Raw genomic sequence first — 25,591 nt, forward strand, 5'->3', positions numbered from 1 at the left:
GGGGTGCCGGTGCTCCCCTAGAACGGCTCCATGACTGTGCAAAAATCCTTGTCCGCCCGTGCATGGGCGGAGCTGTTGCTTCTTTCTGCCATTTGGGGCGGGTCGTTCCTGTCGATCCGCATCGCGCTGGATGAGATCGGGTTTGTCACCAGCGTGGCGCACCGCGTCGGCTGGGCGGCGCTGTTGCTGTGGGTTGTGATCGCGCTGCGCGGCATTGCGGTGCCAAGGGATGCGAAGGTGTGGGGCGCGTTTCTGGTGATGGGGACGCTGAACAACGTCATTCCTTTTTCGCTGATGGCTTGGGGCCAGTTGCATATCGAGACCGGGCTGACCTCGATCTTCAACGCGGGGACAGCGATTTTCGGAGTTCTGGCCGCGGCGATCTTCTTTGCGGATGAACGGCTGACCCGTCGGCGCATGATGGGCGTCATGCTTGGGTTTTTCGGTGTGGCGACGGCGATCGGGCTGAACTCATTCACCAATTTCGACATTAGGTCCGTCGCGCAACTGGCTGTTATTGCGGGAACTATATCCTATGCCTTGGCGGGTGTCTGGGCGCGCAAACGGCTTTCGCATCTGCCACCACAATTGGCGGCGGCGGGGATGTTGACGGGCTCTGCTGTGATAATGATCCCGGCAGCCATGTGGATCGAAGGGCCGATCCGCTTTGATCTTGAGCTGCGGACGTGGGGCGCGATCGGGTATTATGCGATCTTCGCGACAGCGGGCGCTTATCTGCTCTATTACCGCGTGCTGGCAATGGCGGGCAGCGGCAATCTGATGCTGTGCACGCTGCTGATTGTGCCGTTCGCGATCACTCTTGGCGCGGTGGTGCGCCATGAGGCGTTGCCGGGGAATGCGTACATCGGGTTTGCGATCCTCGCGCTGGGGCTGAGTGTGCTTGACGGGCGACTGTGGCGCTGGCTTTTCAACAAACCCCTACCTCTTGATGGGTCTGCGCGCTAAACCCGTCTGAACAGGACGGTGAAAGACAGCGCGATGATTTACGAGACGGCTCAGGACTGGCAATCGGCCAAGCGAAAGAAGGTGCTTCTTTTCGCAATGTCCGGCCTTGGGAAAACCCATGTTTCCAATATGTTGCGCGACAGCGGTGATTGGTTTCACTACTCGGTCGATTATCGGATCGGCACGCGCTACATGGGCGAATACATCGTCGATAACTTCAAGCGCGAAGCGATGCGTCAGCCGCTTCTGCGCGAGCTCTTGATGAGCGACAGCCTTTATATCGCCTCCAACATTACCTTCGATAATCTTGCACCGCTGTCGACCTATCTGGGCAAGCCGGGTGATCCGGCCAAAGGCGGGCTGAGCTTTGCCGAATACACGCGCCGCCAGGCCCAGCATCTGGAGGCAGAGCGCGCCGCGATGATGGACACGGTGCGGTTCATTGACCGTGCCGAGGATCTTTATGGCTATGGGAATTTCGTGTGTGACACGAGCGGGTCGATCTGCGAGGTGGTTGATCCGAGCAATCCGAACGACCCTATCCTAAAAGCGCTGTCAGAAAATTTGCTGCTGGTCTGGATCAAAGGCACAGAAGATCATCGCGCCGAATTGGTGCGCCGCTTTGACAAAGCGCCCAAGCCGATCTATTACCGGCCCGAGTTTCTGGACGAGATATGGAACGCATATCTCAGCGATAACAATCTGGTAGAAGGCGAAGTTGATCCTGATGCCTTCATCCGCCACACCTATGCCGAAGTGATCGCGCACCGCCAGCCGCGCTATGCGGCGATGGCAGAATGGGGTGTCACCGTCACGGCCGAGGATGTCGCGAAAGCCACAACGCCCGAGGCCTTTGACGCCATGATCGCCGCCGCCCTTGAGGCGCGCTGATCCGCGGCCTATCTAAAGCCTCCCGCAAGCAACCGGACCTGATCCCATGCCCATCAAACTGCCCGCCACCCTACCCGCCTATGACGTGCTGACGCGCGAAGGTGTGATGGTGATGGACGAGGATGCCGCGGGCCGGCAGGATATCCGGCCTTTGCGTATCGGGCTCTTGAACCTGATGCCCAAGAAAATCCAGACGGAGAACCAGTTTGCCCGTCTGATTGGGGCCACGCCTTTGCAGATCGAACTGACGCTGATCCGCATGTCTGAGCATCAGACGAAGACCACCGCCGCCGAGCATATGGCCGAGTTCTACCGCCCCTTTCAGGAGGTGAAGGACCAGAAATTCGACGGGCTCATCATCACAGGTGCGCCCATTGAGCATCTCGACTTTGACAAGGTCACCTATTGGGAAGAGCTGCGGGAGGTTTTCGCCTGGACTCAAAGCAACGTGCATTCCACCTTCGGCGTCTGCTGGGGAGGCATGGCGATGATTAACCATTTCCACGGTGTGAAGAAGCACATGCTGGACGCCAAGGCGTTTGGTTGCTTCCGGCACCGCAATATTGATCCTGCCTCGCCTTATCTGCGTGGGTTCTCGGATGATTGCGTGATCCCGGTGAGCCGCTGGACCGAGATGAAGCAGGACGAGATTGACGCAGCCGACGGTTTGAAAACGCTGCTCAGCAGTGACGAGGTGGGCCCCGCGCTGGTGGAAGACCCCGCCCATCGCGCGCTCTATATCTTCAACCATTTTGAGTATGACAGCGACACGCTCAAGCAGGAATATGACCGCGACGTGGCCGACGGCACACCGATCAACGTACCGCTGAACTACTATCCGGACAACGATCCCGCGCGCAGTCCCCAGAACCGCTGGAGAAGTCACGCGCATCTTCTATATGGCAACTGGATCAACGAGATTTACCAGACGACCAACTATGACCTTTCGAAAATTGGCCACTAACCTTCTGACCCTCGCCGCTGTCACGGCTGTTCTGGCGGGCTGCGGTGCCATCGTCGGCAACCGGGCGGAGACGCGTGCCGCGCAGGCAGAGGCGGCCTACCCGCCCACTGGTCAGCTTCTGGACGTGAACGGCACCACCGTGCACGCCCATGTTGAAGGCACCGGCCCCGATTTGATCCTGATCCACGGCGCCAGCGGCAACACCCGCGACTGGACGTTTGAGTTTGTGGACCGCGTCAAGGATCGCTACCGCGTCATCGCCTTTGATCGCCCCGGTCTGGGGTGGACCGAACGCCTGCCCGGCTTTGAAGGCGCGACCAACACCAAGGCAGAGAGCCCGTCTGAGCAGGCTGCTTTGCTGAAAGCTGCCGCCGATCAGCTGGACGTGGAAAATCCGATCATCGTCGGTCACTCATTCGGCGGGGCTGTCACGCTGGCCTGGGCGATGGACTATCCTGATCACCCTGCCGGGCTTGTGTTGCTGGGCGCGGCATCCAACCCGTGGCCTGGTGATCTGGGCGCGCTTTACGGCATCAACTCCTCTCGTGTGGGCGGGGCAACGGTGGTTCCGCTCATCTCGGCCTTTGTGCCGACGTCACGGATTGACGATGTGCTGACCAGCATTTTCGAGCCGCAGACCGCGCCCGAAGGCTATGCCGAATATGTGGGGGCTGGCCTGACCTTGCGGCGCGAGTCCCTTAGGGCCAATGCGCAGCAGGTGAACTCCTTGCGTCCCCATATTGTCGAGATGTCGAAGCGCTATAACGAGATCGCAGTGCCCACAGAGATTGTGCATGGCACCGCCGACACGATTGTGCCTCTGAAGATCCACTCAGAGCCGCTTTCGCAGCAGATACCAGGCGCTGTGCTGACCCGGCTTGACGGGATCGGCCATATGCCCCAGCACGTCGCCGCCGCTGAAACCATTGCAGCGATTGACCGCGCGGCAGCCCGTGCCGGATTGCGCTAAGCGCCCGCACCCTCCATATATAGGAAAAGGGAGGAGCCTATGGAGCTTCCATTCGACGGGGCCATCAGCAGTTTTTATCGCGATACCGCGCCGGATGACGTGCGCGAGGCGATTGAAACCCGCAAGAAGGACAAGATCCTGAACCCGGACTTCCCTTATGGCCAGCGCATGGACAAGGACGCCTACGAGGATCATCTGGACGCGCTCCAGATCGAGCTCGTCAAGCTGCAACGCTGGGCGCGCGACACTGGTGCGCGGATCGCGATTGTTTTTGAAGGCCGGGACGCTGCGGGCAAAGGCGGCATGATCAAGCGGTTCCGCGAGCATCTGAACCCGCGCGGCGCGCGCGTTGTGGCGCTGTCAAAGCCCACCGACCGCGAGGCCACGCAATGGTATTTTCAGCGTTATATCGATCACCTGCCCGCGGGCGGTGAAATCGTTTTCTACGACCGCTCTTGGTATAATCGCGGGGTCGTCGAGAAGGTGTTTGGCTTTTGCACAGACCCTCAGCGCGAGGCTTTTTTTCGTCAGGTGATCCCCTTCGAAGAGATGCTGGCCCATGAAGGCATTCTTGTCTTCAAGCTCTGGCTCAACGTGGGTCGCGCAGAGCAACTGCGCCGGTTTCTGGACCGCGAGAGCGATCCGTTGAAGCAGTGGAAGCTGAGCTGGATCGACGTGGAAGGGCTTAAAAAGTGGGACGCGTATTCCTCGGCTATTGTCGAGACCTTCACCCGCACCCATAGCGATGCGGGCCCTTGGACGATCATCCGCTCTGACGACAAACGCCGCGCGCGGCTGGCCGCGATCCAGTCGGTGCTGTGCCAGATCGACTATGCGGGCAAGAACGCAAAAGCGCTTGGCGACCCCGATCCGAAAATTGCCGGTGGCCCCGATATCTGGGATGCCTAAGCGCGGCTACCATCACGGCAACCTGCGGGAAGCTCTGGTCGAGGCAGCGCTGCTGCTGATCGAGGAAAAAGGCCCCACGGGTTTTACCTTGTCAGAGGCCGCCAAGCGCGCGGGCGTGACCCCTGCGGCAGTCTACCGGCACTTTGAAGGCCGCGAAGACCTGATCGCCGAGGCCGCGCGGCAAGGCTATGAGATTTTCGCGGACCTGATGGAGTATGCCTATGAGAAAGGCCAGCCCTCGGCCCTGGCATCCTTTGAGGCGACTGGGCGGGCCTATCTGGCTTTTGCGAAGAAGTATCCGGGCCATTACGTGGCGATGTTTGAGAGCGGCATTTCGATCCAGCGGACGCCTGAGTTGAACGCGGTGGCGACACGCGCGCGGGCGGTGCTGGAAAAAGCGGCGACAGAATTGTCCATGCATATCCCGCCGGAAAAGCGCCCCCCACCACAGATGTTCTCGGCCCATATCTGGGCGTTGAGCCACGGCGTGGTTGAACTGTTCGCGCGCGGATCGCCGGGGACAAAAGCGCCGTTTCCGCCAGAGGATTTGCTGGAAAGCGGAATCGGGGTCTATTTGCGCGGCTTGGGATTGGTGCCGCCGGACAAGTGATTTGGGTATCTAGACCAAAGTGAAACTCAGGCAGAGAATAGCACCAAGGAGCGGGCGTCCCAGCTGACGCGGGCGGTATCCCCGACCTCTAGAACGGGGCGTCCGATCATGTTTTTCATAGAAATTGTAATGGGTTTCGGCGCGTCTTCAATGTCGACATCGTAATAGGTCATGTCCCCGTAATAGGCGCGGTCTTTGATCGTGGCTTGCGTGATCTGGCCGCGATCCGGCTCGCCCTCGAACAGGATCGACATCATTTCGGGGCGGATGCCGACCTCGGCCGCACCGGGCGTGATGCCGGACGGGGCCTGATCCTCGGCGATTGTCACTGCGCCAAGCCCGGCGACGTCCAGATCAATTGCTGCGGCATCCTTTACCGTGGCTGGCAGGAAGTTCATCACACCGATGAAGTCGCCTACTTTGCGGGTGACGGGGCGCTTGTAGAGCGTTTGCGGGTCGGCCAGTTGGGCGATTTCGCCTTCAAACATCACAGCGACGCGGTCCGACATGATCAGCGCTTCTTCCTGATCGTGGGTGACGAGGATGAAGGTGATGCCGACCTGCCGCTGCAGGCGGCGCAGTTCCGATTGCATCTGCTCGCGCAGTTTCTTGTCGAGGGCGGAGAGCGGCTCATCCAGCAACAAAACTTTGGGTTTGAGGATCAGCGCGCGGGCCAAAGCGACGCGCTGGCGCTGTCCGCCGGAAAGCGCGTGGGCCGCCCTGCCCCTAAAGCCTTTTAAGCCAACCATATCAAGTGCTTCTTCGACGCTCTTCATCTTCTCTTGTTTCGACATTTGCGCCTTGCGGAGACCGAAGCCGACGTTTTCAGCCACACTCAGATGCGGGAAGATCGCGTAGCTTTGAAACACCATATTCGTGGGGCGCGCGTTGGCGGGCACACCGTTCATATCGGCACCTGCGATATGAAGCGTGCCGTCTGAGGGGGCTTCAAACCCCGCAATGGTGCGCAAGAGCGTGGTCTTGCCGCAGCCGGAGGGCCCCAGGAGTGAGAAGAACTCGCCCTGGGCAATCTCCAGGTTGATGCCCCGCAGCGCGTGGTAGTCGCCATAGTATTTGTTGACGTTTTTTAGGTCGATCAGAGCGGTCACAGGAACCCTCCTTTGTCTTGCAGGCCTGCGCGGCGCAGACCCCGTCGGCGCATCATTTCGGCGAGGATCAGCAGCAGGATCGAGCCTGCGACGAGGATGGTTCCAAGGGCCATGACCACGGGGATGCGGGCGGGAAAACGCAGCTGACTCCATAGATAGACCGGCAGCGTGGGCTCAGTCCCGGTGAGGAAGAAGGCGATGATGAACTCGTCCAGCGAGATGGTGAAGGAGATCAGCAGGGCTGAGATGATCGCGGGGCTGACCAGCGGGAGCGTGACGAGGCGGAACGTGCTCCATGGGGTCTCGCCAAGGTCAATCGCGGCTTCTTCCATTGCGGGATCAAGGTTCTGGAAGGCGGAATTTAGGATTGCGATGCAGAACGGCGTGCAGATCAGGACGTGGCCCATGATGACTGTCCAAGCGCCAAGGCTCAGACCCAGTTGCAGCAAGATGACGAGGAGTGAGACGGCGACGATAATCTCGGGCAGGACCAGCGGCACCATGATGAAGCCCATGATCGGGCGCTTGAAGCGGAAGCTGTATTTGGCGGCGGCGCGGGCGGCACAGATGCCAAGCAGTGTCGACAGAATGGCTGTGATAACAGCGATGTAGAGGCTGTTCTTCACGCTGTCGATTAATGCCGGGATTTGAGGCAATTCGGTGAACCACTGGGTCGTGAAACCGGTCAGCGGAAACGCGATGATCGTGGCGTCGTTGAACGCGAAGATCGGCAGTAGCGCGATCGGGGCGTAAAGAAAGATCAAATACAGGATCGCGTATGTGCGCAGGGATTTCATCGCGACCCTCGCAGATAGCGGCGGTTCAGGGCGACGAAGAGAAGCGCGATGAGCGAGACTGAGAGCATGGCGATGACCGCCAGCGTCGCCCCCATCGGCGCGTTGTTCAGGCGCAGGAACTGCACTTGGATCATGTTGGCGATCATCAGCCCGTCGGGGCCGCCCACAAGGCGGGGCGTCACGTAGTCCCCGATGGTCGGGATGAAGACGATCAGGACGGCGGCGACGACGCCGGGCATAGCGAGTGGCAAGGTCACGCGGAAGAAGGTGGAGAGCTTGCTTTCGCCAAGGTCTTGCGAGGCCTCTAGCAGCGAGCGGTCGATTTTTTCCAATGCGACAAAGATTGGCAGGATCGCGAACGGGGCGAAGGCGTGGGCCAGCGTGATAACGACGGCATTGGCATTGTAGAGGATGAAAGTGAGCGGTTCGTCAATGATTCCAACGGTTTGCAGGCCGGAGTTCAACACGCCGTTGAAGCCCAGGATCACCTTCCACAGGAACACGCGGATCAGGTAGCTGGTCCAGAACGGGATCGTGATGAGAAACAGCCACAGCGACTTGCGCGATGGCGCGACATGGAACGAGATGAAATAGGCGATCGGGAACGCCAGCAGGACGGTGACAAGCGTCACCAGCCCCGCGATGCGGATCGAGCGAAACAGAAGCTCGCGGTAAAGCGGATCTGTCACCGCCTCGCGGTAATTGTTCAGGGTTGGCGTTGTGTCGAAGGTCTGGAAGTCCTGCGTCCAAAAGCTGATCAGAAGGATCGCGGCCAAGGGGACGGCGAGCATCGCGATGACATAGCCCAAAGGTGCGCTAATCAGCGCCAGTCCCTTTTTGTTTTCGGTATTCAGTATCGCCAACGGCGCGCCCATCCCCAACAATCACGCCAGCATGGGGCAAAAGCGGGGGCAATCTCAAGAGAGACCGCACCGGAGCGGCGCAAAAAACATCCCCCTGCCAAAGAAAAAGGCCGCACCCGAAAGTGCGGCCCTTTCCAAATTCGCATGTCGCCAGCTTAACGCTTGGAGAACTGGAAGCTCTTACGGGCTTTCGCCTTACCGTATTTCTTCCGCTCGACCACACGGCTGTCGCGGGTCAGGAAGCCGGCGGCTTTCAGAGCGCCACGCAAGCTGGGATCGTACAGTTGCAGCGCTTTGGAGATTCCGTGCTTGACCGCACCGGCCTGACCGGACAGACCGCCGCCTTTGACGGTGGCCATCACGTCGAACTGGTCCTCGACACCGGCGACGGTGAAGGGCTGGCGCAGGATCATCTGCAGCACGGGACGTGCAAAATAGACCTTCATCTCTTTGCCGTTCACAGTGACCTTGCCAGAGCCTGGCTTGATCCAGACACGGGCGACCGCATCCTTCCGCTTGCCAGTGGCGTAAGAGCGGCCCAGGTCGTCACGGACGGGCTCACGGTTGATGGAAACCTCTGCCACGGGGGCTTCGGTCCCTTCGGCGACGGCGTTCAGCTCGTCCAGCGATTTGATTTCGTCAGCCATCATGCGCTCCGGGTGTTTTTCTTGTTCATGGATTTGACGTCCACGGTTTCAGGGGACTGGGCTTCATGCGGGTGCTCGGCACCGGCATAGACGCGCAGGTTGGTCATGAGCTGGCGGCTTAGACGGTTGCCGGGCAGCATGCGCTGAACGGCCTTCATCACCACGCGCTCGGGGTGATCGCCTTCAAGGATCTGCTCGGCCGTGCGGGACTTGATACCGCCGGGGTGGCCGGTATGACGCCAGTAGGTTTTTTCGGAACGTTTCTTGCCAGTCAGCTGGATCTTGTCAGCATTGATGACAATCACGTTGTCGCCCATGTCCATGTTGGGCGTGAACGAGGCTTTGTGCTTGCCACGCAAGCGCATGGCGATAATCGAGGCGAGACGGCCCAGAACGATGCCTTCAGCGTCGATCAGGATCCATTTCTTGTCGATATCTGCCGGAGTTGCAGAAAAGGTTTTCATTTGGTTCACCTGAGTTGGGTGTGAGGAGGCGCAAACGCTGCGCCCCGCAAATTCGATTGCGCGGTTATATAGGGGCTGGATGTGCAGTCAAGCGGCGGTTCCTGTTTTTATATTAGCAAAAACAGTGTGTTATAAATAAGGTATATAAATACCCCAGTTTTATACTGTGATCTGGTCCGTCGGATTATCGAGCAAGCGGCGCAGGATCGCCATCGCCTCGTCAAAGCGTTCTATGGGCATTTGCGCGTTCACGGAAATGCGTACCGCGTGTGGGGCGGCTGTATCGCGCATGGCAAACTCATCTGCGGCCCGGATCAAGACACCTTGAGCCTCAGCAGCACGTAGGAAGGCAGGCGCGCGCCAACCGGGCGGCAAGGTCAGCCATAAAAACGGCACATCCGCGTGCCAGACGACATTGAACCGGCCCAGATGATTGATCGCGCGTTTGACATAGCGGCCAAGCTCTTCGCGGATCGCTTCGGTTACGGAACGGGTGCGCGGATCCTCCAGAAGGGAGTGCATCGCCTCAGCCATGGGCCGCGCGAGGGAAAAGAAGCCGTAATTGCCCACCCGGCGCAGATCGAGATTGCGGGTCTTCGGGGCAATCGCATAGCCGATCCGCAAGGCGGGTGTCATGGTTTTCGAGATCGACGAGATATACCAGCCCTGATCGGGCAATAGCGCGCGATAGCCCGGCCCTGTGGCCGCGCCCAGCCGGTAGCAATCGTCCTCCAGCACATCGATGCCGGTTTCGCGAATGACGGCGGCCAGCTCATGGCGCCGTTCAATCGGGGTGGTGATGCCGGTGGGATTATGCACTTCAAGCGTCGTGCACAGAAGTTGCGCATCATGCTGGCGGATCGCGTCGCGCAGCGCGTCCGGGCGCAGGCCGTGCTCATCCATCGGGACGCCCACGACCTCGGCGCGCAGAAGTTCTGCCGCGCGCCGGAACCCCGCGTAAGAGATATCCTCGACCAGAATCACAGGGCGCGGGCCGCGCAGCACGCATTGCATGACCATGCCGATGGCGTTTTGGCCGCCGTGGCTCCAGACGATATCCTCGTGGTGCACGGGGCCGACCTGCATGGGGTCAAACCAGTTCAAGAGCGCCCTGCGCGCAGGCTCGAAGTCTTCGCGTCGCGGATAGTTCAGTAGGGCGTTTGCGTCGATCTCGGTGGCGCGGTGCAGATGTTCGCGGATCAGACCCACCTGCCCCATATCGGGCAGTCTGGGAGAGAACAGGGTATAGGTGCCGTCGTTCTGCTGGGGTTGTACTTGCCGCGCCCAGTTCTGGTCGGCCTCGTGTGCCACAACTTGATCGGCCACGAAGGTGCCGCGGCCTACGACAGCCTGCAGCAGGCCTTCATCGGTCAGCATCGTATAGGCGCGCGCAACGGTGCCCGGTGTGATCTTGAGATCCCATGCCAGATCGCGGACGGGTGGCAGTTTTGCCCCGGTTTCCAGCGTGCCATCTGAGATCTGCGACCGGAGCGCTTCTGCCACCGCTTTATACTTCGGCAATTCAGCAAGATCCGGGCTGCTTATCGAAATTGTATCCATTACAATATATCCATAGACTGACACAAAGACTCTTTGTATCCATACATCATAGCAATTGTGCTAATATTGTGTCAATACAATTCGAGGAGACTTCCCATGACACATCTGACAACGCCGCACCTGAATGCCCGTCTGGCCTATCTGGCCGACAAGCCGCTCCCTGCCCCTGCGCAGTTTGCGCTCGCGATTGCCGTTGTCTTGGTGAAATGGGAAGAGCGCCGCCGTTCGCGCATTGCACTGAGCCAACTGGACGACCACCTTCTGGCCGATATCGGCCTGAAGCGGGAGGCCGCTATTCATGAAGCAGGTCTTCCGTTCTGGCGCCATTGATCCCTGAGGCCGCCAGAACCTCTTCCTGGCCGGGGGCAACCCCGGCCTTTTTTGTGCTCTGCGGATCGCATTAATGCGCGCCTTCTGACTATTTATTCGACACGATATGTTTCAAAAAGTGCTGCTTTTTTGAACAACCAGCTGCTCAAGCCGTGTTGAGATGCGTTTGGCTGTACTGTAACAGCCACGTAACACCGCATTCCAAATAATTCTTTTTATGACTGAAATACCCCTCCCCCCCAAATCGAAACGCGCCATCTGGCCAGCTCTTGTTGTTGCGGCTCTGGTGATTGGGCTGGCGTTTCTGGCGCTCGCGCTGGCTGAAAATGTGGGCACCAACGGCACGCGGGTGCTTAAAGATCCGGCGACGGCCTACAAATACCCGATCTTCGCGGGCTTCGTGTCGCATCTGGGGGTCTTTGTGTTGATCGCGGCCTCTGCGGCAACGGGGTTTGCGTCAAGCCTGCGCCCGGCGCATGCCAAGCGATTGGCGGCGGTGGCGATCCTGTCGCTGCTGCTGGCCTTTGACGATATGTATCTGTTCCACGAACGCGTGGGCCCGTGGCTTTTGGGGACTTCGGAAGAGGTTGTGATGCTGGTCTATGCCATCTTCGCGCTGACCATCGCCTTTCAGTTCCGCAAAAGCCTGTTCGCACGCGAGCAGATCCCTCTTGTGCTGGCTGGCGTGGCGCTTGTGATCTCAATGGTGATCGACATGGATGGCGGTTCAGGTCGGTCGATTGTGTTGGTTGAGGATTTGAGCAAACTGACAGGATATGGCCTCTGGTCCGGGTTCTGGCTGACCTTTGCACGCGCCGATCTGCAAGCGTCCTAACGCTCTGGCGGGATCGAATAGGTGAGCGACGCGCGCGCCACCAGGTTATCGCTGCCTTCGCTGTAAATTCGTACATCGGTGACAGCCAAGGCACGGCCCAATTTCAGCAGCTCGGCTTTGGCGATCAGGTCCACGCCCGCTTCTGGCTTGCGCATGAAATCAATCGCACAGTTTGTCGTCACCGCCAGGGCTTTAGGACCGATCATCGCGAGGATGGCCAGATACGCGCTGACATCGGCCAACGCAAACATCGAAGGGCCAGAGACCGTGCCGCCCGGGCGCAAGTGACGCTCGGCTGTGACAAGGCGCACCGTGATGGTGTTCTCGGCAACCTCCTCTATCGCGAAGTCGCCAGAGACCTGTGGAAAGGCCTCGATCAGAAATGCGTCCAGCGCGGCTTTGTCCATCTTCACGCCCATCTCTTCCCTCCCCGCGTTTTGCCGCCTAGGATTGGCGCGAAACGCTGGGGAGGACAAGATGGCGATTTTGGAACGCGAGGACCGCGGGGCGGTGGCGCATCTGTTGATGAACACGCCTGAAACGCTGAACGCGCTATCGGATGATATGATTTCAGCCCTCGACAGCGCATTTGAGGCGCTTGAGGGCGACAGAACTATTCGTGCTGTGACATTGTCAGGCGCGGGCAAGGCGTTCTGCGCGGGCCATAACCTGCGGGAGATGTCGGCAGCGCGACAAGCCGAGGATAAAGGAGCCGCGGCGTTCGGTGATCTTTTCGACCGGTGTTCCGCGATGATGCTGCGCATTCAGCGCATGCCGCAGCCGGTGATTGCGCAGGTGCACGGTATTGCTGCGGCGGCGGGGTGTCAGTTGGTGGCGGCGTGTGATCTGGCCGTGGCGGCGGAAGATACGCGCTTTGGGGTCAACGGGGTCAATATCGGGCTGTTTTGTTCAACGCCGATGGTGGCGCTGTCGCGCAACATCCCGCGCAAACAGGCGTTCGAGATGCTGACCACGGGCGATTTCATCAATGCCGCGCGCGCGGTTGATTTGGGGCTGATCAACCGCGCCGTGCCCCATGATACTCTGGCGCTTGAGGCCGAGGGGTTGGCCGACCAGATCGCAGGCAAGCTGGGGGTGGCTGTCCGCATCGGCAAGCGCGCGTTTTACGATCAGCTGCAGATGCCGATAGATCAGGCCTATGCGTTCACCCGCGATGTGATGGTTGAAAACCTCGCCGATGAGGACACCGCCGAGGGGATCGAAGCCTTTATCGCCAAACGCGCTCCGAACTGGGATCAGAGCTGATAAAGCGCGCCGAACTTCGCGTCGAGATAGCTGAGCAGCGGATCTTCCGACGGCGCGCTGCCTGTCGCATGGGCAATCGTCTCGCGCGGGGTGCGCAGACCGCCATGCTGTTGCAGGTTCTCGCGCAGCCAAGCGGTGGCGGTGGATGTATCGCCTCGCGCCAGATCGGCATCAAGCGTCGGCACAGCGGTCCGAAGGCTTTCATAGAGACAGCCCGCATAGACATTGCCCAAGGTGTAGGTCGCGAAATACCCAAAGAGGCCGACAGACCAATGCACATCCTGCAGACAGCCGTTGGAAGGCTTGTCGACCGCGTAACCAAAGTCGGTTCTGAAACGGGTATTCCACGCCTCTTCGAGATCAGGGATTTTTAGATCTCCCGAGATCAGTTGACGCTCCAGATCGAAGCGCAGCAGGACGTGCAGGTTATATTGCACCTCATCCGCTTCGGTCCGGATATAGCCCGCATGGATGCGGTTGACGGCGGCATAGAAAGCCTCCTCATCCTTGATGCCGAAATCACCGAAAGCGTCGCGCATTTTATTGTAAAGATATCCGGTGAACGCACGGCTACGGCCCAACTGGTTCTCGTAAATACGGCTTTGGCTTTCATGCACACCCATCGATGCGCCCTGCCCGATCGGGGTCAGCGCATAGGCATCATCCACGCCTTGCTCATAGGCCGCGTGGCCAACCTCGTGAATCGTGGAATAAAAGCAATTGAACGGGTCCAACGGGTTGGTGCGCGTGGTAATCCGCACATCCTGCCCCGAGCCGCTTGAGAAGGGATGCACCGCCTTGTCGATGCGGCCCGTCGCCAAATCATAGCCGAAATCGAGCGCCAACTGCTGAGAGATCGCAAGCTGTGCGGCCTCGTCAAATTCGCCCTGCACCGGCGCAGGCGCGGGTTTGTCGAGGATCGCTGCGCGCAAGGCGGTCAGACGCGGGCGCAACGCGCCGAACATCTGGTCAAGCTCGGCGGCGGTCGTGCCGGGCTCGTAATCCTGCAAAAGCGCGTCATAGGCATCGCCGCCATCGGCCAGCGCGGCCCCTTCTTCCTGGCGCAGGGCAACAACGCGTTCGAGCGTCGGGACGAAGGCTTTGAAATCCTCGTTCTTGCGCGCTTCCGCCCATTCGCCTTGGGATCTTGAGGTGACACGGGCAATTTCGGCCGCGAGCTTTGCGGGAACCTTGGCGTTGCGCTTAAAACTCCGGGTGATCTCGCGGATCTGTGCGGCGGCCACGGGATCGAGTTTGCCCGTATCAATCGCACCCAGCCAGTCGCCGATCTGCGGATCCGTGCGGCGCGCGTGAAGCACAGCTTCCAATGCGGCCATTTCTTCGCCGCGTTGATGGGCCGCCCCGCGGGGCATCATCGTTTCCTGATCCCAGCCCAAACGGCCAGCGATTTGCCCCAGCGCTTCTGTTTCGCGTTGGAAGGCCATCAGGGTATCATATGCAGTCATTTCAGACGGGTCCTCTCACGGATTGGGCCAGTGGGTAATGGGACAGGAACCGCGCGCGCAGGATCAGCACCCACAGCACAACCGCGCCGAATTGGTGGACAATCGCGATCTGCCAGGGCGCGGAATAGATCACCGTCACGATGCCGATCACCATTTGCACGATCAGCATGGCGAAGACAGCATTGAAGGCAAAGCGCGTCCCGGCATTGGCGGATTTGCGCCCGCGCAGCCAGACGATGATCCCGAAGACAAACAGCAGATACCCCGCCATCCGGTGCATGAATTGCACAAGGCCATCATCCTCGAAGAAGTTGCGCCACAGGGGCTGCAACTCAAACGGCTCCGGCGGCAGGAAGCCACCGGCCATCAGCGGCCAATCCGGGTAGGCGCGGCCCGCGTCGATGCCAGCGACAAGCGCGCCGATGAGTATTTGGACAAAGGTGAAATGCATGAGCCCGGTTGAGAGCGAGAAAAGTTTCGCTTCCTTGCCGCGCCGGGCCTGCATCAGGTCGGCTTCGGTCCGGCCCAGTTGGAACACATACCACGCGAGAAATCCGAGGATGACGAAGGCCAGACCGAGATGGGTGGCCAGACGATAGGAGGCGACATCCAGCATCCCTTCGCGCAGCCCGCTGGAAACCATCCACCAGCCGATGGCCCCTTGTAGCCCGCCCAGACCGCCCAAAAGCAGGAGCTTGCCGGTCCAACCAGTTGGGATGCGTTTGGTGAGCCAGAAAAAGAGGAAGGGCAGCGCCCAGACAAGGCCGATGAAGCGGCCCAATTGGCGATGACCCCATTCCCACCAATAGATCACCTTGAACTCGGACAGGGACATACCGGCGTTTTGCAACTGATATTCGGGGATCGCGCGGTAAAGCTCGAACTCTGCCTGCCAGTCAGCGGCGTTCATGGGGGGTAGCGCCCCGGTCAGCGGTTTCCATTCGGTGATGGACAGCCCTGAATCCGTCAGCCGGGTCAGACCGCCCACGGCGATCATCACGACGACCAGCGCGAAAAGCACCATCAGCCAGATGCGGATCGCCCCGCGCGCGCCTTTATGGGCGCGGTCAATGACGCCTGTCACGGGGGCGGCAGGGGCTGTTTGCGCCTCGCCCACCTCTTCGAAAATATTGCGCTTTTTGCTCATAAACGCCTCATATGCCTTTACTTAGCTACGTAGAGATCGTGCGGGTCCGTTCAAGTCAATCACCCCGCTCCTTCCAGCGCACCATTTGACGCATCACCCCGTGGAGCATCTGAACATCCGCGCGTGTCAGCGCCATGCGGGACCACAGATTGCGCAGGTTGCGCTTCATGCCGTCGGCCTTGATCTCGGGAAAAAAGAAGCCCGCGCGGTCGAGGGCCTTTTCGTAATGCTCCGCCAGTTTTTCGACCTCGATCTGTTCGGCCCAATCGGCCTTGCCCATCTCGACGGTCTCATGGGTGACGGCTTCGGTCTGACGACGCCACTCATAGCCCGTCAGCAACACGCATTGCGCCAGGTTCAGAGACGGGAAATCGGGGTTCACCGGCACCGAAATGATGGCATTCGCTTTGGCGATATCTTCATTCTCCAGCCCTGCGCGTTCCGGGCCAAAGAGCACCGCAACCTTCTCGCCACTGGCGATCTTTTCGGCGGCCAGCTCCATCGCGCGCTCGGGGCTGAAGACGGGCTTGGTCATGCCGCGTTGCCGTGCGGTCGTGGCAAAAACGTAGGAACAATCGGCGACCGCGCCTGCGGTATCCGCAAAGAGCCCTGCCTCGTCCAGAAGACGCCCTGCCCCCGACGCCATCGCCACGGCTTTGCTGTTCGGCCAGCCGTCACGCGGGGCCACGACCCGCATCCGGTCTAGCCCGAAATTCCACATCGCACGCGCCGCGCCGCCGATATTCTCGCCCATCTGTGGGCGTACCAACACAAAAGCGGGTTGCGGTTTGAAAGGATCATTCTCACTCATGGCGGCGGTCTAAGCCGCCGCCGCGCAAAGCACAATCCTTTGCGCGACGCCTCTCTTGTGGTGGCACGGCGCGCGGGGTAAGAGCCTGATCCAACAGCAAGACCCGGAAAGACGCGCATGAGCAGTGAAGACATCCCCCAGATTTACCTCATCACGCCACCAGAGTTCGAGCTGTCGGATTTCCCCAACCAGCTGGCGCGCTGTCTGGATACGGTGCCCGTCGCCTGCTTGCGCCTTGCCATGGCCAGCCGGGACGAGGACCGGATCGCGCGTGCCGCTGATGCGCTGCGTGAGGTGGCCCATGCCCGCGACGTCGCATTGGTGATCGACAGTCATGTGCTGCTGGTGGAGCGGTTGGGGCTGGACGGTGTGCATCTGACCGATGGGGCGCGCTCAGTTCGCAAGACGCGCAAGGATCTGGGTGCGGATGCGATCATTGGTAGTTTCTGTGGCGCGTCGCGTCATGACGGGATGAGCGCAGGCGAAGCCGGGGCCGATTATGTTGCGTTTGGCCCGGTTGGCACAACGCCTTTGGGGGACGGCACCGTAGCAGAGCCTGATCTCTTCCAGTGGTGGTCCGAGATGATTGAAGTGCCGGTGGTGGCCGAAGGCGCATTGACCGACGGGTTGATCCGCACCGTGGCACCTTTCACGGATTTCTTCGGGATCGGGGAAGAGATCTGGCGCCACGACGATCCAGCCGCCGCCCTCAAAGCCTTTGCGACCGAGATGGGTTAAGCAGGAAAGAGGTTTCAGAAAACTCTTTTCAAACCTCTTGAGAAGAGATTTGCGCCAAGCCACCCCGCACGGCGTCCTCCATTGCGCGGGCCAAGGCCTTTCGGTCGTCAAATGCCGCGACGGCCACAGGTGCGTGATAGATAATCTCCACCGCGCCGGGCCGTTTTGCGGCGAGCGTTTTCAGCAAATGCGGCGCGAACCCCATATCGCCCCACCAGCCGTAGAAATCCGCACGCGCGCCATCGGGGGCCGTGTAATTCACCGTTACCGGCTGGATATGCATAGCCTCGCGCAAGCCATCATCAAAGAATGCAGCAAAGAGCGTGGGCTTGAACTGCAGCACGCGCTGCCCGTCGCTGGAGGTGCCCTCGGGGAAGAACAGCAGTTTGTGCCCGGCGCGGAGCCGTGCGGCAAAGATCAGCTTTTGGCGCGCTGCATCCTGTCTTTCGCGGCGAATAAAGACAGTGCCGGTCGCGCGGGCCAGCCAACCGATGCCGATCCATCCCGCCACTTCGGCCTTGGCGACAAAGTAAATTCTTTTGGGCGCGTTCAGCGCAAAGATGTCCAGCCACGAGCCATGGTTGGCCACAATCGCCCCGCGCTGCTGCATGATCTCGCCCTGCACGCGGTGCTGCATCCCCATGATGATAAAGGCACTGCGGCAGACAAACTGGGTGATATAGGGCGTCACCGGGCGCTTTAGGCCAAAGATAGGACGCTCTATCAGGCGGATCAGCAGCAGCAGCGCCAGACAGCCGAATGTCACAATGGCCAAAGGTAAACCGCGTGCGATGATGCGCAGCCAATCCCCTATCGTTGGCTCAAACGGAGGGGGCTCCGTCTCACCTTGCCAAGTGGGTGTCATGCGCGCCGCCCGGTCGAGATGCGCGCTTGTTTGGCATTCATGCGCGCCGTGTCCATCACAAGGCACACATCGGTCGTATTGAACGCATGGTCCACAAACGCCCCCTCGCCCACAAAGCCCCCCAGCCGCAGATAGGCTTTGATCAGCGCAGGCGTCTGCACCATGGCCGCGCGCCGGTCGATATCGCTTTCCGGGATCAGGTCCATGTTTTGGAAATGCGCAGGCTGGGCGCGCACGCGCAGCTCGGGTGGTGCCAGATGACGGTGATGCAGGAAGGCCAGCGCTTGCTTGAGAGGTGCGATATCCGTGCCATGAAACGACGCCACTCCGAAAAGAACGTCGATCCGGTGGCGGTCCACATAATCGGCCAAACCGCCCCAAAGATGCATCATCGCCATACTGCCACGATAGGGTTCCGCAAGGCAGGATCGGCCCAGTTCCAACAGATTGCGACCAGAGGCTTTGAGCACCGACAAATCATACTCATCCTCGGAGTAGAATTGCCCTGCCGCCGTGGCCTGATCGGCCCTCAAAAGCCGGTAGACGCCCACCACACCGCCTTCATCCGGTGCGGCGCGATCAATCAGCAAAAGATGGTCGTAGAACGGATCGAAGCGATCTCTCTCAAGACCCGCGTCGTGATCAACCAGCGCCCCGTCGCCGCCCAGTTCTTCCACGAAAACCCGATAGCGTAAGCGTTGGGCATGGCGCAGATCGGCCTCACTGGCCGCCAGACGCACCTGAAATTCCGGGGTATGAGCACGCATCCAGACCATTCCGACAAACCGTGACCGGGTTCTATGGTGCGGGTGGAGGCTTGGCAATCCCGAGACCCCACCGCCATGTTAACGAAAAGAAAACACACGTTTAGGTTGAATTTTGGCGGTCTATCCGGTAAACACCATCTCAAGGTCGACAACCGTGGCGTCAATCACGACCTTCCCTTCCTCGCGGAAGTTAACCGTAACTTTACCATCTATGTTGGACTGTACCTGACCAAGACCCCATTCAGGCTTTTCAGGATGCTTCACCAACATGCCCGGTTCCAATAGGCTGCTCATGTCCGACATGACGACTTCTCCTGTTTCGCAGACCACTGACACTCTGGCTTTGCTGGGATTGCTTGGCTCTCGTATCTGTCATGACCTTATCAGCCCTTTGGGCGCAATCGGAAACGGAATCGAGCTTTTGGCAATGTCGGGGGCCAGTACGGGTCCTGAAACAGCGCTGATCGAAGACAGTGTGCGCAATGCAAATGCCCGCATCCGCTTTTTTCGGATCGCTTTTGGGGCAGCCCAGCCCGGCCAGTTTCTGTCGCGGCGCGATGTTCTTTCGGTGATCGACGATATTTCGAAGGGCGCGCGGGTCACATTCGACTGGACGGTCGAGGGGGATGTCCCGCGCTGCGAGGCGCGTTTGGCGTTTCTGATTATGCAATGTTTCGAGACGGTAATGCCGTTTGGCGGCACCGTCCGCATCATCAACCATCCCGGTGGATGGAGCGTGATCGGTGCGTCTGACCGGTTCCGCGAAGAACCCCATCTCTGGGCGCTGGCCGAGCACAAGAGCGAAGATCTAAGCGACCTGAAAGCCGCTGATCTGCATTTCGCGCTTGCGCCACTTGTGGCGCAGGAGCTGGAGCGCAGGCTTGAGGTGACCCGCAAGCCCGACGAGATCAGCGTGCGCTTTTAAGCGCGCACCGTTCCGTCACCGACAACGATATATTTGAAGCTTGTCAGTTGCTCGGCCCCGACGGGTCCGCGCGCATGCATCTTGCCGGTGGCGATCCCGATCTCTGCGCCCATGCCGAACTCACCCCCATCGGCGAACTGTGTGGACGCGTTGCGCATCAGGATCGCGCTGTCGAGGCGGGTAAAGAACCGCTCTGCCACCGCGTCATCCTCGGTCAGCACACAATCGGTGTGGCTCGAGCCATAATTGCGGATATGCGCAATCGCTTCGTCAACATTATCAACGACTTTTGCGGCGATCTTCATATCGAGATATTCCGTCCCCCAATCGTCTTCGGTCGCGGGGATCGAGCCGTTCAGCCCTTCCGCGCGCACTTCAACGCCCGCCTCTTTCAGGTCCTCGACAATCTGTTGACCAAGCGTGTCCGCAACATCGCGATGGATCAGCAGACACTCGGCAGAGCCACAAATCCCGGTGCGCCGGGTTTTGGCGTTCAGCACAACCTTGCGCGCCTTTTCAGGGTCAGCCTTCGCATCCACGAAGATATGGCAAATGCCTTCGAGATGCGCAAAAACCGGCACCCGCGCTTCGCGCTGCACGAGGCCCACAAGCCCCTTGCCGCCCCGCGGGACAATCACGTCGATATAGTCCGTCATCCGCAGCATCTCGGCCACGGCCTCCCGGTCGCGTGTCGGCACACGCAGCACCGCATCTTCGGGAAGACCCGCATCGCGCAAACCTTCAACAAGGCAAGCATGGATCGCGCCAGAGCTGTGAAAGCTCTCCGATCCGCCGCGCAGAATGACGGCGTTCCCCGCTTTCAGACAAAGCGCACCTGCATCAGCGGTGACATTCGGACGGCTCTCATAAATCACGCCGATCACGCCAAGGGGGGTGCGGACGCGTTTGATGTGCAGCCCCGTGGGTCGGTCCCATTCGGTCATGGTTTCGCCCACAGGATCGTCTTGCGCAGCCACAGCGCGCAAACTGTCGACGATGCCCTGAATGCGCGCCTCGTCCAGCAGAAGCCGATCAAGCATGGCCGCTGTCAGCCCTTTTTCGCGCCCGTAATCCATGTCCTTGGCATTGGCTTCGATGATCGCATCCCGCTGCGCCCAGACCGCATCGGCGGCGGCAGTCAAAGCGGCCGCTTTCTGCGCGGCTGGGGCAAAGGCCAGCTCTGCGGAGGCCGCTTTCGCGCGCGCGCCCAGATCAGCCATCATGTTGGCGACATTATCCATATCTTTCATCGCTCAGCCTTTCGCTTCAGCCCAAAACCATATCATCGCGGTGGATCAGAACAGCGCGACCTGAATAGCCCAGAATGGCCTCAAAGTCACTTGTGTGCCGCCCTTTGATCAAAGCCGCCTCTTCGGAGGTATAGCGGCTTAGTCCTTGCCCCAAAGGCGCGCCATCGGGGGTCAAGATCGCTACAGGGTCGCCGCGGCCAAAGGCCCCGTCAACAGCGCTGACCCCGGCGGGCAAAAGGCTTTTGCCCCCGCTCAAGGCGGTCACGGCGCCTGCATCCAGCGTGATCCGACCCTTGGGCTTCATTGCCGCAATCCAGTGCTTGCGCGCCTGCGCCGGGTCATCTTTCGCGGTGAACCATGTGGCCGCTGCGCCTTTTTCAAGTGCCTTTAAGGGCCGCATCACGAAGCCATCCGTGATCGCCATCGCGCAGCCCGCTTGAGTGGCCATCTTGGCCGCCAGAAGCTTGGTTTTCATGCCGCCCTTGGACAGGCCCGAGCCTGCATCGCCCGCCATCGCTTCAATCTCTGGCGTGATCTCGGCAATGGTGTCGTAGCGCTTTGCGGCCGCGTCTTCTACCGGGTTTGCGGAGTAAAACCCGTCCACATCAGAGAGCAAAATCAACTGATCCGCACCGATTGTGACGGCGACCTGAGCGGCCAGCCGGTCATTGTCGCCATAGCGGATTTCGTCGGTGGCGATGGTGTCGTTCTCGTTCACGATGGGGACGACGCCAAGGGTTAACAACTGTTCCAACGTCGCGCGGGAGTTGAGATAGCGGCGGCGGTTGGCCGAATCCTCAAGCGTCACCAACACCTGCGCCGTGGTCAGATCATGGGGGGCCAACGCCTCTTCATAGGCGCGTGCGAGGCGGATTTGCCCGACGGCGGCAGCAGCCTGCGATTGTTCCAGGGCAAGTGTATCTGCGGGCAATTCAAGCACCCCACGTCCCAGCGCGATTGAGCCGGATGACACGATCACAACATCCGTGCCGCGCGCCTTGATCGCCTCGACATCCAGCGCCAAGGCATGGAGCCATTCGGCGCGCAAGGCACCGCTATCGCGGTCGACCAGCAAGGCCGAACCGATCTTGATGACCAGTCGTTTTGCGTCGCTCAGGGTTGCCACGGTTCCGGCTCCCCGCCCTCTTCGGCCCGTCGCCGCAGGCGGTCACTGTCAATCTGAGAGCGCAACGCGCGCAGCACATCCGTGGTGCCTTCACGGGCGACGCCGGACATCAAGAGCACCCGTTTCCCAACTGCAGCTTCCAACGCCTCTTTCGCCTCAAGCCGTTCATCTTCGTCCAGCGCGTCGATCTTGTTGAGCACCGTCACACGCGGTTTGTCAGCCAGATCGCCGCCATAGGCTTCCAGTTCCCCAATGATGATGTGGTAATCCTCGGCAATCGTCTCGGACGTCCCATCAACCAGATGCAGCAAGACAGCACATCTTTCCACATGTCCAAGAAAGCGATCGCCAAGGCCGCGCCCTTCGGACGCGCCTGCGATCAGGCCGGGAATGTCGGCAATGACGAACTCCACCTCGTCCACACCGACGATCCCAAGGTTGGGATGCAGTGTGGTAAATGGATAATCCGCGATTTTTGGGCGGGCATTTGATGTGGCGGCCAGAAAGGTGGACTTGCCTGCATTGGGCAATCCCAGAAGGCCCACATCCGCGATCAGTTTCAGGCGCAGCCAGAGCGTGCGTTCGACCCCTTCAAGCCCCGGATTGGCGCGCCGCGGCGCTTGATTGGTGGAGCTTTTGAAATGCAGATTGCCGAAGCCGCCATTGCCGCCCTTGGCAAGCAACACACGCTGACCCACTTCGGTCAGATCAGCGATCACCGTATCCTGGTCCTCGTCGAGGATTTCGGTGCCGACCGGCACGCGCAACACCTTGTCGTCGCCATCCTTGCCCGTGCGCTGGTTGCCCATGCCGGGCTGGCCGTTCTTGGCGAAGAAATGCTGTTGGTACCGGAAGTCGATCAGCGTGTTCAGACCTTCGACCGCTTCGGCCCACACATCACCACCACGGCCACCATCGCCGCCGTTTGGGCCGCCATATTCGATGTATTTCTCGCGCCGGAAGGACACGCAGCCGCCACCACCGCCCCCAGAGCGGATATAGACCTTGCAGAGATCGAGAAACTTCATGTCGTGGCCTTCAAATTAGGATTAGCGAGGCGATAAACGGAAACCGGTGCGGGCTCAAGCCGTGCGGCAGAGGTCGCACTGCCCTCGCCGGTCTTCTCAAAGCCCACCTTGGTGAGCACCCGCATCGAGGCCGGGTTGTCGTGAAACACATCCGCACCCAAAGATGTTGGCTCAAACCGCTGAAAAACCGCTTCAACAAACGCCTGCACCGCCTCGCTTGCAAAGCCCTGCCCGCCTTCGGCCAGATCGAAAAAATAGAAGATATCCGGCTGGCCTTTGACGTGGCCGTAGTCAGGGCGACCAACGCCAATCGTGCCGATCAGCGCGCCGGTGTCTTTGCGACAGACGCCCAGCCGAAAGCCAAGCTGCCCTTGCCAGCGCCAATCGTGCAGAAAGCGCTCCACCACATCGACAGGCCACGGCACCGTGGCGCGAAAGATCATGCGGGCCACGTCCGGATGGCCACCGATTTCGGCAACGCGCGGGGCATCGTCGGCAGACATCGGGCGCAGGATCAGACGCTCTGTCTCCAGATGCGGCAGCAGGAGGGCGCGCTGCGCCATCCAATCGGAGCGCGTCAGTTCCATTGCACGGATGACGACGTCTTTTCCGTGCGATGCCGAGGGCCGCAACTCGTCCTGCGTATAGCGAAAGCCGAGTTTACCCAGCACGCGGCCTGAGCGGGCATTCTCGGGCGCGTGGCCGGACGGCAGCACATCGACATCAGGGGCCGCAAAATAGCGGTCAATGACGGCGCGCGAGGCTTCGCTCGCGATCCCTTGCCCCCAGGCCTTGCGCGCCACCCAATAGCCCAGCTCACCCTTGCAGGCACACATGCCCACGACGTTGCCGTCCATTTCGATCATCCAGACGAGCCCGACGTTGTTCTTGTTGCGGTCAATGAACTCTTCCGCGTCAGACAAGCCATAAGGCCACGGCGCACGGCCCAGCCACCGGGTGACCTCCCAGTCACCGAGAGCCTCGGCGATTGCTTCCGCGTCGCTTTCCCGAGGAAGACGCAGGAGCAGCCGATCTGTTTTTAAAATGGCGAAATCCTGCATCTTTCCAGATCCTTATTTCATCTTCTTCAAGTAAGTCCAGGTATCGACCTTGGCCTGTCGGGCCACACTAAACGCTTCCGCATCGCCCAGATATTCGAACCCGCAATTGGTCAGCACACGGGCAGAACCGGGGTTGTCCTGAAAGACCGACCCGAACATGGTGTCGACGCCCTGCGGGTTCGCCTCCACCATCGCGCGGACAGCGTCCGAGGCCAGCCCCGTGTTCCAGAACGCAGGCGCCACCCAATAGCCAATCTCCGACTGGTTGCGGTCCATCGGCTTCAGACCGATCAGTCCCAGCACCTCGGCAGAGCCTTGCGCCGCACCATCCATGACCCAGACGTCCTCGTCGCGCTCGTCCGTCAACGATGCTGCGATAAACTGTTCCGTCGCACCGGGGGGAAGCGGGTGCGGGATCGTCGTGGTCATCCGCGCAACGCGTTCGTCGCTTGCATACATCTCGATCAGACCTTGATCGCTGCGCCGCAACGGGCGCAGCACAAACCGATCGGATGCGATGATCCCCGTTGTGTCGATCTTTTCCATGTTCATGGTGTCCCTCCTCCGAACAGCACGAATAAAACGCTTGCGACGGTCAGAACCGCCAGTGAAATCATCAAGCCCCGCTCGGCCGACGTGCCGGCGACGGTGCGCGCGATCCGGTCGCCTGCAAAGCTCCAGATCGGGTGCAGCACGACCTGACAGGCCAGAAGACAGATGGCGATGATCGCCGTGGCTTCCAAGGGCGGCGTGCTAGGGGCCGTGAAGCTGGTAAAGCCCGCCGTGATCATCGCCCAAGCCTTGGGGTTGAGCGGATGCACGATCAGCCCTGCGGCAAAGCCCGGCGCATTGTCTGGTCCCGCCCCGGTTTCAAGCCGCATGTTGGCAACGCGCCACGCGAGCCAGATGATGTAAGCGGCAGAAGCCCATTTGAGCGCCTCAAACAGCCAAGGCACCGCCTCGGCCAGTTCCATCAGGCCAAAGCCGATGGGCCAAATAATCAATTGCTTGCCCAACGCCACCCCTGCCACGAAGGGCAAAGCGGCCCGAAAGCCAAACCGCGCGCCTGTGGCCAGCAAGGCCATGTTGGCCGGACCGGGCGTGCCCACCTGAGAGGCGGCAAAGGTCAAAAAGCTGGCGACGGCGACGCTCATGATCGCTCCTGAAAACGAAAAAGGGGACCGGTTTGCACCGATCCCCCAGAATTTTTAGCTCTATACGGTTCG

General features: G+C 60.2%; 30 protein-coding genes. 11 read left to right on the forward strand and 19 right to left on the reverse strand.

Translation table 11 applies throughout. The features are described 5' to 3' along the window. Positions 1–30 precede the first annotated feature (30 nt). Genes KUW67_RS02800 through KUW67_RS02825 form a run of 6 tightly spaced genes read left to right on the forward strand, consistent with a single transcriptional unit; the run spans position 31 to position 5,310 of the window. Positions 31–966 carry a DMT family transporter gene (locus KUW67_RS02800; RefSeq protein ID WP_224823740.1) on the forward strand — a complete coding sequence of 312 codons (936 nt, stop codon included), beginning with the start codon at positions 31–33 and terminating at the stop codon, positions 964–966. A gap of 33 nt (positions 967–999) precedes the next feature. Then, positions 1,000–1,857 carry an ATPase gene (locus tag KUW67_RS02805; protein ID WP_224823741.1) on the forward strand — a complete coding sequence of 286 codons (858 nt, stop codon included), beginning with the start codon at positions 1,000–1,002 and terminating at the stop codon, positions 1,855–1,857. 46 nt (positions 1,858–1,903) lie between these two features. After that, positions 1,904–2,821, forward strand: a complete 918-nt coding sequence (gene metA, locus KUW67_RS02810; protein ID WP_224823742.1) for a homoserine O-succinyltransferase — start codon at positions 1,904–1,906, stop codon at positions 2,819–2,821. Continuing rightward, on the forward strand, positions 2,796–3,791 hold the full coding sequence (locus tag KUW67_RS02815; protein ID WP_224823743.1) for an alpha/beta fold hydrolase: 996 nt from the start codon (positions 2,796–2,798) through the stop codon (positions 3,789–3,791). The genes metA and KUW67_RS02815 overlap by 26 nt, the downstream gene beginning before the upstream one ends. A 39-nt stretch (positions 3,792–3,830) precedes the next feature. After that, on the forward strand, positions 3,831–4,700 hold the full coding sequence (gene ppk2 / locus KUW67_RS02820; RefSeq protein ID WP_224823744.1) for a polyphosphate kinase 2: 870 nt from the start codon (positions 3,831–3,833) through the stop codon (positions 4,698–4,700). Further along, on the forward strand, positions 4,693–5,310 hold the full coding sequence (locus tag KUW67_RS02825) for a TetR/AcrR family transcriptional regulator (RefSeq protein WP_224823745.1): 618 nt from the start codon (positions 4,693–4,695) through the stop codon (positions 5,308–5,310). The genes ppk2 and KUW67_RS02825 overlap by 8 nt, the downstream gene beginning before the upstream one ends. A 26-nt stretch (positions 5,311–5,336) precedes the next feature. Here KUW67_RS02825 and KUW67_RS02830 read toward each other — a convergent pair whose 3' ends face one another. From KUW67_RS02830 to KUW67_RS02855, 6 genes are all read right to left on the reverse strand, one after another. After that, complete coding sequence (locus KUW67_RS02830) at positions 5,337–6,419, reverse strand: ABC transporter ATP-binding protein (protein WP_224823746.1); 1,083 nt, start codon at positions 6,417–6,419, stop codon at positions 5,337–5,339. Continuing rightward, positions 6,416–7,216: an ABC transporter permease gene (locus tag KUW67_RS02835; RefSeq protein ID WP_224823747.1), complete on the reverse strand. Its 801-nt coding sequence runs from the start codon at positions 7,214–7,216 to the stop codon at positions 6,416–6,418. Before KUW67_RS02835 ends, KUW67_RS02830 begins: the two co-directional genes overlap by 4 nt. Continuing rightward, entirely contained in the window at positions 7,213–8,091 is an 879-nt protein-coding gene (locus KUW67_RS02840) for an ABC transporter permease (protein ID WP_370634874.1), read from the reverse strand. The genes KUW67_RS02835 and KUW67_RS02840 overlap by 4 nt, the downstream gene beginning before the upstream one ends. Positions 8,092–8,234: 143 nt before the next feature. Then, the gene (gene rpsI / locus KUW67_RS02845) at positions 8,235–8,726 is read right to left on the reverse strand and encodes a 30S ribosomal protein S9 (protein ID WP_224823749.1); all 492 of its coding nucleotides are present in this window, start codon (positions 8,724–8,726) and stop codon (positions 8,235–8,237) included. After that, positions 8,726–9,190: a 50S ribosomal protein L13 gene (rplM, locus tag KUW67_RS02850; protein ID WP_224823750.1), complete on the reverse strand. Its 465-nt coding sequence runs from the start codon at positions 9,188–9,190 to the stop codon at positions 8,726–8,728. The genes rpsI and rplM overlap by 1 nt, the downstream gene beginning before the upstream one ends. Before the next feature lie 159 nt (positions 9,191–9,349). Continuing rightward, entirely contained in the window at positions 9,350–10,750 is a 1,401-nt protein-coding gene (locus KUW67_RS02855; protein ID WP_224823751.1) for a PLP-dependent aminotransferase family protein, read from the reverse strand. 96 nt (positions 10,751–10,846) lie between these two features. Here KUW67_RS02855 and KUW67_RS02860 point away from each other — a divergent pair, with 96 nt between their 5' ends. Together KUW67_RS02860 and KUW67_RS02865 are read left to right on the forward strand one after the other, a co-directional pair. Further along, a complete protein-coding gene (locus KUW67_RS02860; RefSeq protein WP_224823752.1) occupies positions 10,847–11,080 on the forward strand; it encodes a DUF1127 domain-containing protein in 234 nt (77 codons plus the stop codon). A gap of 217 nt (positions 11,081–11,297) precedes the next feature. Beyond that, positions 11,298–11,915, forward strand: coding sequence for a hypothetical protein (locus KUW67_RS02865; protein WP_224823753.1), 618 nt, complete (start codon positions 11,298–11,300; stop codon positions 11,913–11,915). Here the strand turns inward: KUW67_RS02865 and KUW67_RS02870 are convergent. Then, positions 11,912–12,334: a PaaI family thioesterase gene (locus tag KUW67_RS02870; protein ID WP_224823754.1), complete on the reverse strand. Its 423-nt coding sequence runs from the start codon at positions 12,332–12,334 to the stop codon at positions 11,912–11,914. The two genes, KUW67_RS02865 and KUW67_RS02870, sit on opposite strands and share 4 nt — an antisense overlap. A 58-nt stretch (positions 12,335–12,392) precedes the next feature. Here KUW67_RS02870 and KUW67_RS02875 point away from each other — a divergent pair, with 58 nt between their 5' ends. Then, entirely contained in the window at positions 12,393–13,181 is a 789-nt protein-coding gene (locus KUW67_RS02875) for an enoyl-CoA hydratase (protein WP_224823755.1), read from the forward strand. Here the strand turns inward: KUW67_RS02875 and KUW67_RS02880 are convergent. The 3 genes from KUW67_RS02880 to KUW67_RS02890 are packed head-to-tail and all read right to left on the reverse strand — an operon-like array spanning position 13,172 to position 16,605. Continuing rightward, positions 13,172–14,647, reverse strand: a complete 1,476-nt coding sequence (locus KUW67_RS02880) for a carboxypeptidase M32 (protein WP_224823756.1) — start codon at positions 14,645–14,647, stop codon at positions 13,172–13,174. The two genes, KUW67_RS02875 and KUW67_RS02880, sit on opposite strands and share 10 nt — an antisense overlap. A gap of 1 nt (position 14,648) precedes the next feature. Then, complete coding sequence (gene ctaA / locus KUW67_RS02885; protein WP_224823757.1) at positions 14,649–15,794, reverse strand: heme A synthase; 1,146 nt, start codon at positions 15,792–15,794, stop codon at positions 14,649–14,651. 55 nt (positions 15,795–15,849) lie between these two features. After that, positions 15,850–16,605: an RNA methyltransferase gene (locus KUW67_RS02890; protein ID WP_224823758.1), complete on the reverse strand. Its 756-nt coding sequence runs from the start codon at positions 16,603–16,605 to the stop codon at positions 15,850–15,852. A gap of 117 nt (positions 16,606–16,722) precedes the next feature. Between KUW67_RS02890 and KUW67_RS02895 the strand changes: the two genes are divergently transcribed. Further along, positions 16,723–17,343 (forward strand): thiamine phosphate synthase, encoded by a 621-nt coding sequence (locus KUW67_RS02895; protein WP_224823759.1) that lies wholly within the window; start codon positions 16,723–16,725, stop codon positions 17,341–17,343. 28 nt (positions 17,344–17,371) lie between these two features. Here the strand turns inward: KUW67_RS02895 and KUW67_RS02900 are convergent, their stop codons facing one another. From KUW67_RS02900 to KUW67_RS02910, 3 genes are all read right to left on the reverse strand, one after another. Continuing rightward, entirely contained in the window at positions 17,372–18,208 is an 837-nt protein-coding gene (locus KUW67_RS02900; protein ID WP_224823760.1) for a 1-acyl-sn-glycerol-3-phosphate acyltransferase, read from the reverse strand. Further along, positions 18,205–18,975: a GNAT family N-acetyltransferase gene (locus KUW67_RS02905; protein ID WP_224823761.1), complete on the reverse strand. Its 771-nt coding sequence runs from the start codon at positions 18,973–18,975 to the stop codon at positions 18,205–18,207. The genes KUW67_RS02900 and KUW67_RS02905 overlap by 4 nt, the downstream gene beginning before the upstream one ends. A gap of 120 nt (positions 18,976–19,095) precedes the next feature. After that, on the reverse strand, positions 19,096–19,278 hold the full coding sequence (locus KUW67_RS02910; RefSeq protein ID WP_224823762.1) for a DUF3553 domain-containing protein: 183 nt from the start codon (positions 19,276–19,278) through the stop codon (positions 19,096–19,098). On the opposite strand from KUW67_RS02910, the gene KUW67_RS02915 reads away from it, so the two are divergent. Continuing rightward, complete coding sequence (locus KUW67_RS02915; RefSeq protein WP_224823763.1) at positions 19,277–19,900, forward strand: histidine phosphotransferase family protein; 624 nt, start codon at positions 19,277–19,279, stop codon at positions 19,898–19,900. The two genes, KUW67_RS02910 and KUW67_RS02915, sit on opposite strands and share 2 nt — an antisense overlap. Here KUW67_RS02915 and KUW67_RS02920 read toward each other — a convergent pair. From KUW67_RS02920 to KUW67_RS02945, 6 genes are read right to left on the reverse strand one after another with little or no spacing between them, the layout of a single operon-like run. Continuing rightward, positions 19,897–21,150, reverse strand: a complete 1,254-nt coding sequence (locus KUW67_RS02920) for a glutamate-5-semialdehyde dehydrogenase (protein WP_224823764.1) — start codon at positions 21,148–21,150, stop codon at positions 19,897–19,899. The two genes, KUW67_RS02915 and KUW67_RS02920, sit on opposite strands and share 4 nt — an antisense overlap. A 16-nt stretch (positions 21,151–21,166) precedes the next feature. Next, positions 21,167–22,276: a glutamate 5-kinase gene (gene proB, locus KUW67_RS02925; RefSeq protein WP_224823765.1), complete on the reverse strand. Its 1,110-nt coding sequence runs from the start codon at positions 22,274–22,276 to the stop codon at positions 21,167–21,169. Next, positions 22,264–23,304, reverse strand: a complete 1,041-nt coding sequence (gene obgE, locus KUW67_RS02930) for a GTPase ObgE (protein WP_224823766.1) — start codon at positions 23,302–23,304, stop codon at positions 22,264–22,266. The genes proB and obgE overlap by 13 nt, the downstream gene beginning before the upstream one ends. Continuing rightward, complete coding sequence (locus tag KUW67_RS02935) at positions 23,301–24,365, reverse strand: GNAT family N-acetyltransferase (protein WP_224823767.1); 1,065 nt, start codon at positions 24,363–24,365, stop codon at positions 23,301–23,303. Before KUW67_RS02935 ends, obgE begins: the two co-directional genes overlap by 4 nt. Positions 24,366–24,377: 12 nt before the next feature. Continuing rightward, positions 24,378–24,917, reverse strand: a complete 540-nt coding sequence (locus KUW67_RS02940) for a GNAT family N-acetyltransferase (protein WP_224823768.1) — start codon at positions 24,915–24,917, stop codon at positions 24,378–24,380. After that, on the reverse strand, positions 24,914–25,519 hold the full coding sequence (locus KUW67_RS02945; RefSeq protein WP_224823769.1) for a LysE family translocator: 606 nt from the start codon (positions 25,517–25,519) through the stop codon (positions 24,914–24,916). The genes KUW67_RS02940 and KUW67_RS02945 overlap by 4 nt, the downstream gene beginning before the upstream one ends. Between the last annotated feature and the right edge of the window lie 72 nt (positions 25,520–25,591).

The organism is Cognatishimia sp. MH4019 (genome assembly GCF_020177595.1).
Lineage (GTDB): Bacteria > Pseudomonadota > Alphaproteobacteria > Rhodobacterales > Rhodobacteraceae > JAHTBL01.

Excerpts from the sequence above, each read along its gene's own strand:
- KUW67_RS02800 (WP_224823740.1), top strand. The coding sequence starts at position 31 with ATGACTGTGCAAAAATCCTTGTCCGCCCGTGCATGGGCGGAGCTGTTG.
- KUW67_RS02805 (WP_224823741.1), top strand. The coding sequence starts at position 1,000 with ATGATTTACGAGACGGCTCAGGACTGGCAATCGGCCAAGCGAAAGAAG.
- metA (WP_224823742.1), top strand. The coding sequence starts at position 1,904 with ATGCCCATCAAACTGCCCGCCACCCTACCCGCCTATGACGTGCTGACG.
- KUW67_RS02815 (WP_224823743.1), top strand. The coding sequence starts at position 2,796 with ATGACCTTTCGAAAATTGGCCACTAACCTTCTGACCCTCGCCGCTGTC.
- ppk2 (WP_224823744.1), top strand. The coding sequence starts at position 3,831 with ATGGAGCTTCCATTCGACGGGGCCATCAGCAGTTTTTATCGCGATACC.
- KUW67_RS02825 (WP_224823745.1), top strand. The coding sequence starts at position 4,693 with ATGCCTAAGCGCGGCTACCATCACGGCAACCTGCGGGAAGCTCTGGTC.
- KUW67_RS02835 (WP_224823747.1), bottom strand. The coding sequence starts at position 7,216 with ATGAAATCCCTGCGCACATACGCGATCCTGTATTTGATCTTTCTTTAC.
- KUW67_RS02840 (WP_370634874.1), bottom strand. The coding sequence starts at position 8,091 with ATGGGCGCGCCGTTGGCGATACTGAATACCGAAAACAAAAAGGGACTG.
- rpsI (WP_224823749.1), bottom strand. The coding sequence starts at position 8,726 with ATGGCTGACGAAATCAAATCGCTGGACGAGCTGAACGCCGTCGCCGAA.
- rplM (WP_224823750.1), bottom strand. The coding sequence starts at position 9,190 with ATGAAAACCTTTTCTGCAACTCCGGCAGATATCGACAAGAAATGGATC.
- KUW67_RS02855 (WP_224823751.1), bottom strand. The coding sequence starts at position 10,750 with ATGGATACAATTTCGATAAGCAGCCCGGATCTTGCTGAATTGCCGAAG.
- KUW67_RS02860 (WP_224823752.1), top strand. The coding sequence starts at position 10,847 with ATGACACATCTGACAACGCCGCACCTGAATGCCCGTCTGGCCTATCTG.
- KUW67_RS02865 (WP_224823753.1), top strand. The coding sequence starts at position 11,298 with ATGACTGAAATACCCCTCCCCCCCAAATCGAAACGCGCCATCTGGCCA.
- KUW67_RS02870 (WP_224823754.1), bottom strand. The coding sequence starts at position 12,334 with ATGGGCGTGAAGATGGACAAAGCCGCGCTGGACGCATTTCTGATCGAG.
- KUW67_RS02875 (WP_224823755.1), top strand. The coding sequence starts at position 12,393 with ATGGCGATTTTGGAACGCGAGGACCGCGGGGCGGTGGCGCATCTGTTG.
- KUW67_RS02880 (WP_224823756.1), bottom strand. The coding sequence starts at position 14,647 with ATGACTGCATATGATACCCTGATGGCCTTCCAACGCGAAACAGAAGCG.
- ctaA (WP_224823757.1), bottom strand. The coding sequence starts at position 15,794 with ATGAGCAAAAAGCGCAATATTTTCGAAGAGGTGGGCGAGGCGCAAACA.
- KUW67_RS02890 (WP_224823758.1), bottom strand. The coding sequence starts at position 16,605 with ATGAGTGAGAATGATCCTTTCAAACCGCAACCCGCTTTTGTGTTGGTA.
- KUW67_RS02895 (WP_224823759.1), top strand. The coding sequence starts at position 16,723 with ATGAGCAGTGAAGACATCCCCCAGATTTACCTCATCACGCCACCAGAG.
- KUW67_RS02900 (WP_224823760.1), bottom strand. The coding sequence starts at position 18,208 with ATGACACCCACTTGGCAAGGTGAGACGGAGCCCCCTCCGTTTGAGCCA.
- KUW67_RS02905 (WP_224823761.1), bottom strand. The coding sequence starts at position 18,975 with ATGCGTGCTCATACCCCGGAATTTCAGGTGCGTCTGGCGGCCAGTGAG.
- KUW67_RS02915 (WP_224823763.1), top strand. The coding sequence starts at position 19,277 with ATGACGACTTCTCCTGTTTCGCAGACCACTGACACTCTGGCTTTGCTG.
- KUW67_RS02910 (WP_224823762.1), bottom strand. The coding sequence starts at position 19,278 with ATGTCGGACATGAGCAGCCTATTGGAACCGGGCATGTTGGTGAAGCAT.
- KUW67_RS02920 (WP_224823764.1), bottom strand. The coding sequence starts at position 21,150 with ATGAAAGATATGGATAATGTCGCCAACATGATGGCTGATCTGGGCGCG.
- obgE (WP_224823766.1), bottom strand. The coding sequence starts at position 23,304 with ATGAAGTTTCTCGATCTCTGCAAGGTCTATATCCGCTCTGGGGGCGGT.
- KUW67_RS02935 (WP_224823767.1), bottom strand. The coding sequence starts at position 24,365 with ATGCAGGATTTCGCCATTTTAAAAACAGATCGGCTGCTCCTGCGTCTT.
- KUW67_RS02940 (WP_224823768.1), bottom strand. The coding sequence starts at position 24,917 with ATGAACATGGAAAAGATCGACACAACGGGGATCATCGCATCCGATCGG.
- KUW67_RS02945 (WP_224823769.1), bottom strand. The coding sequence starts at position 25,519 with ATGAGCGTCGCCGTCGCCAGCTTTTTGACCTTTGCCGCCTCTCAGGTG.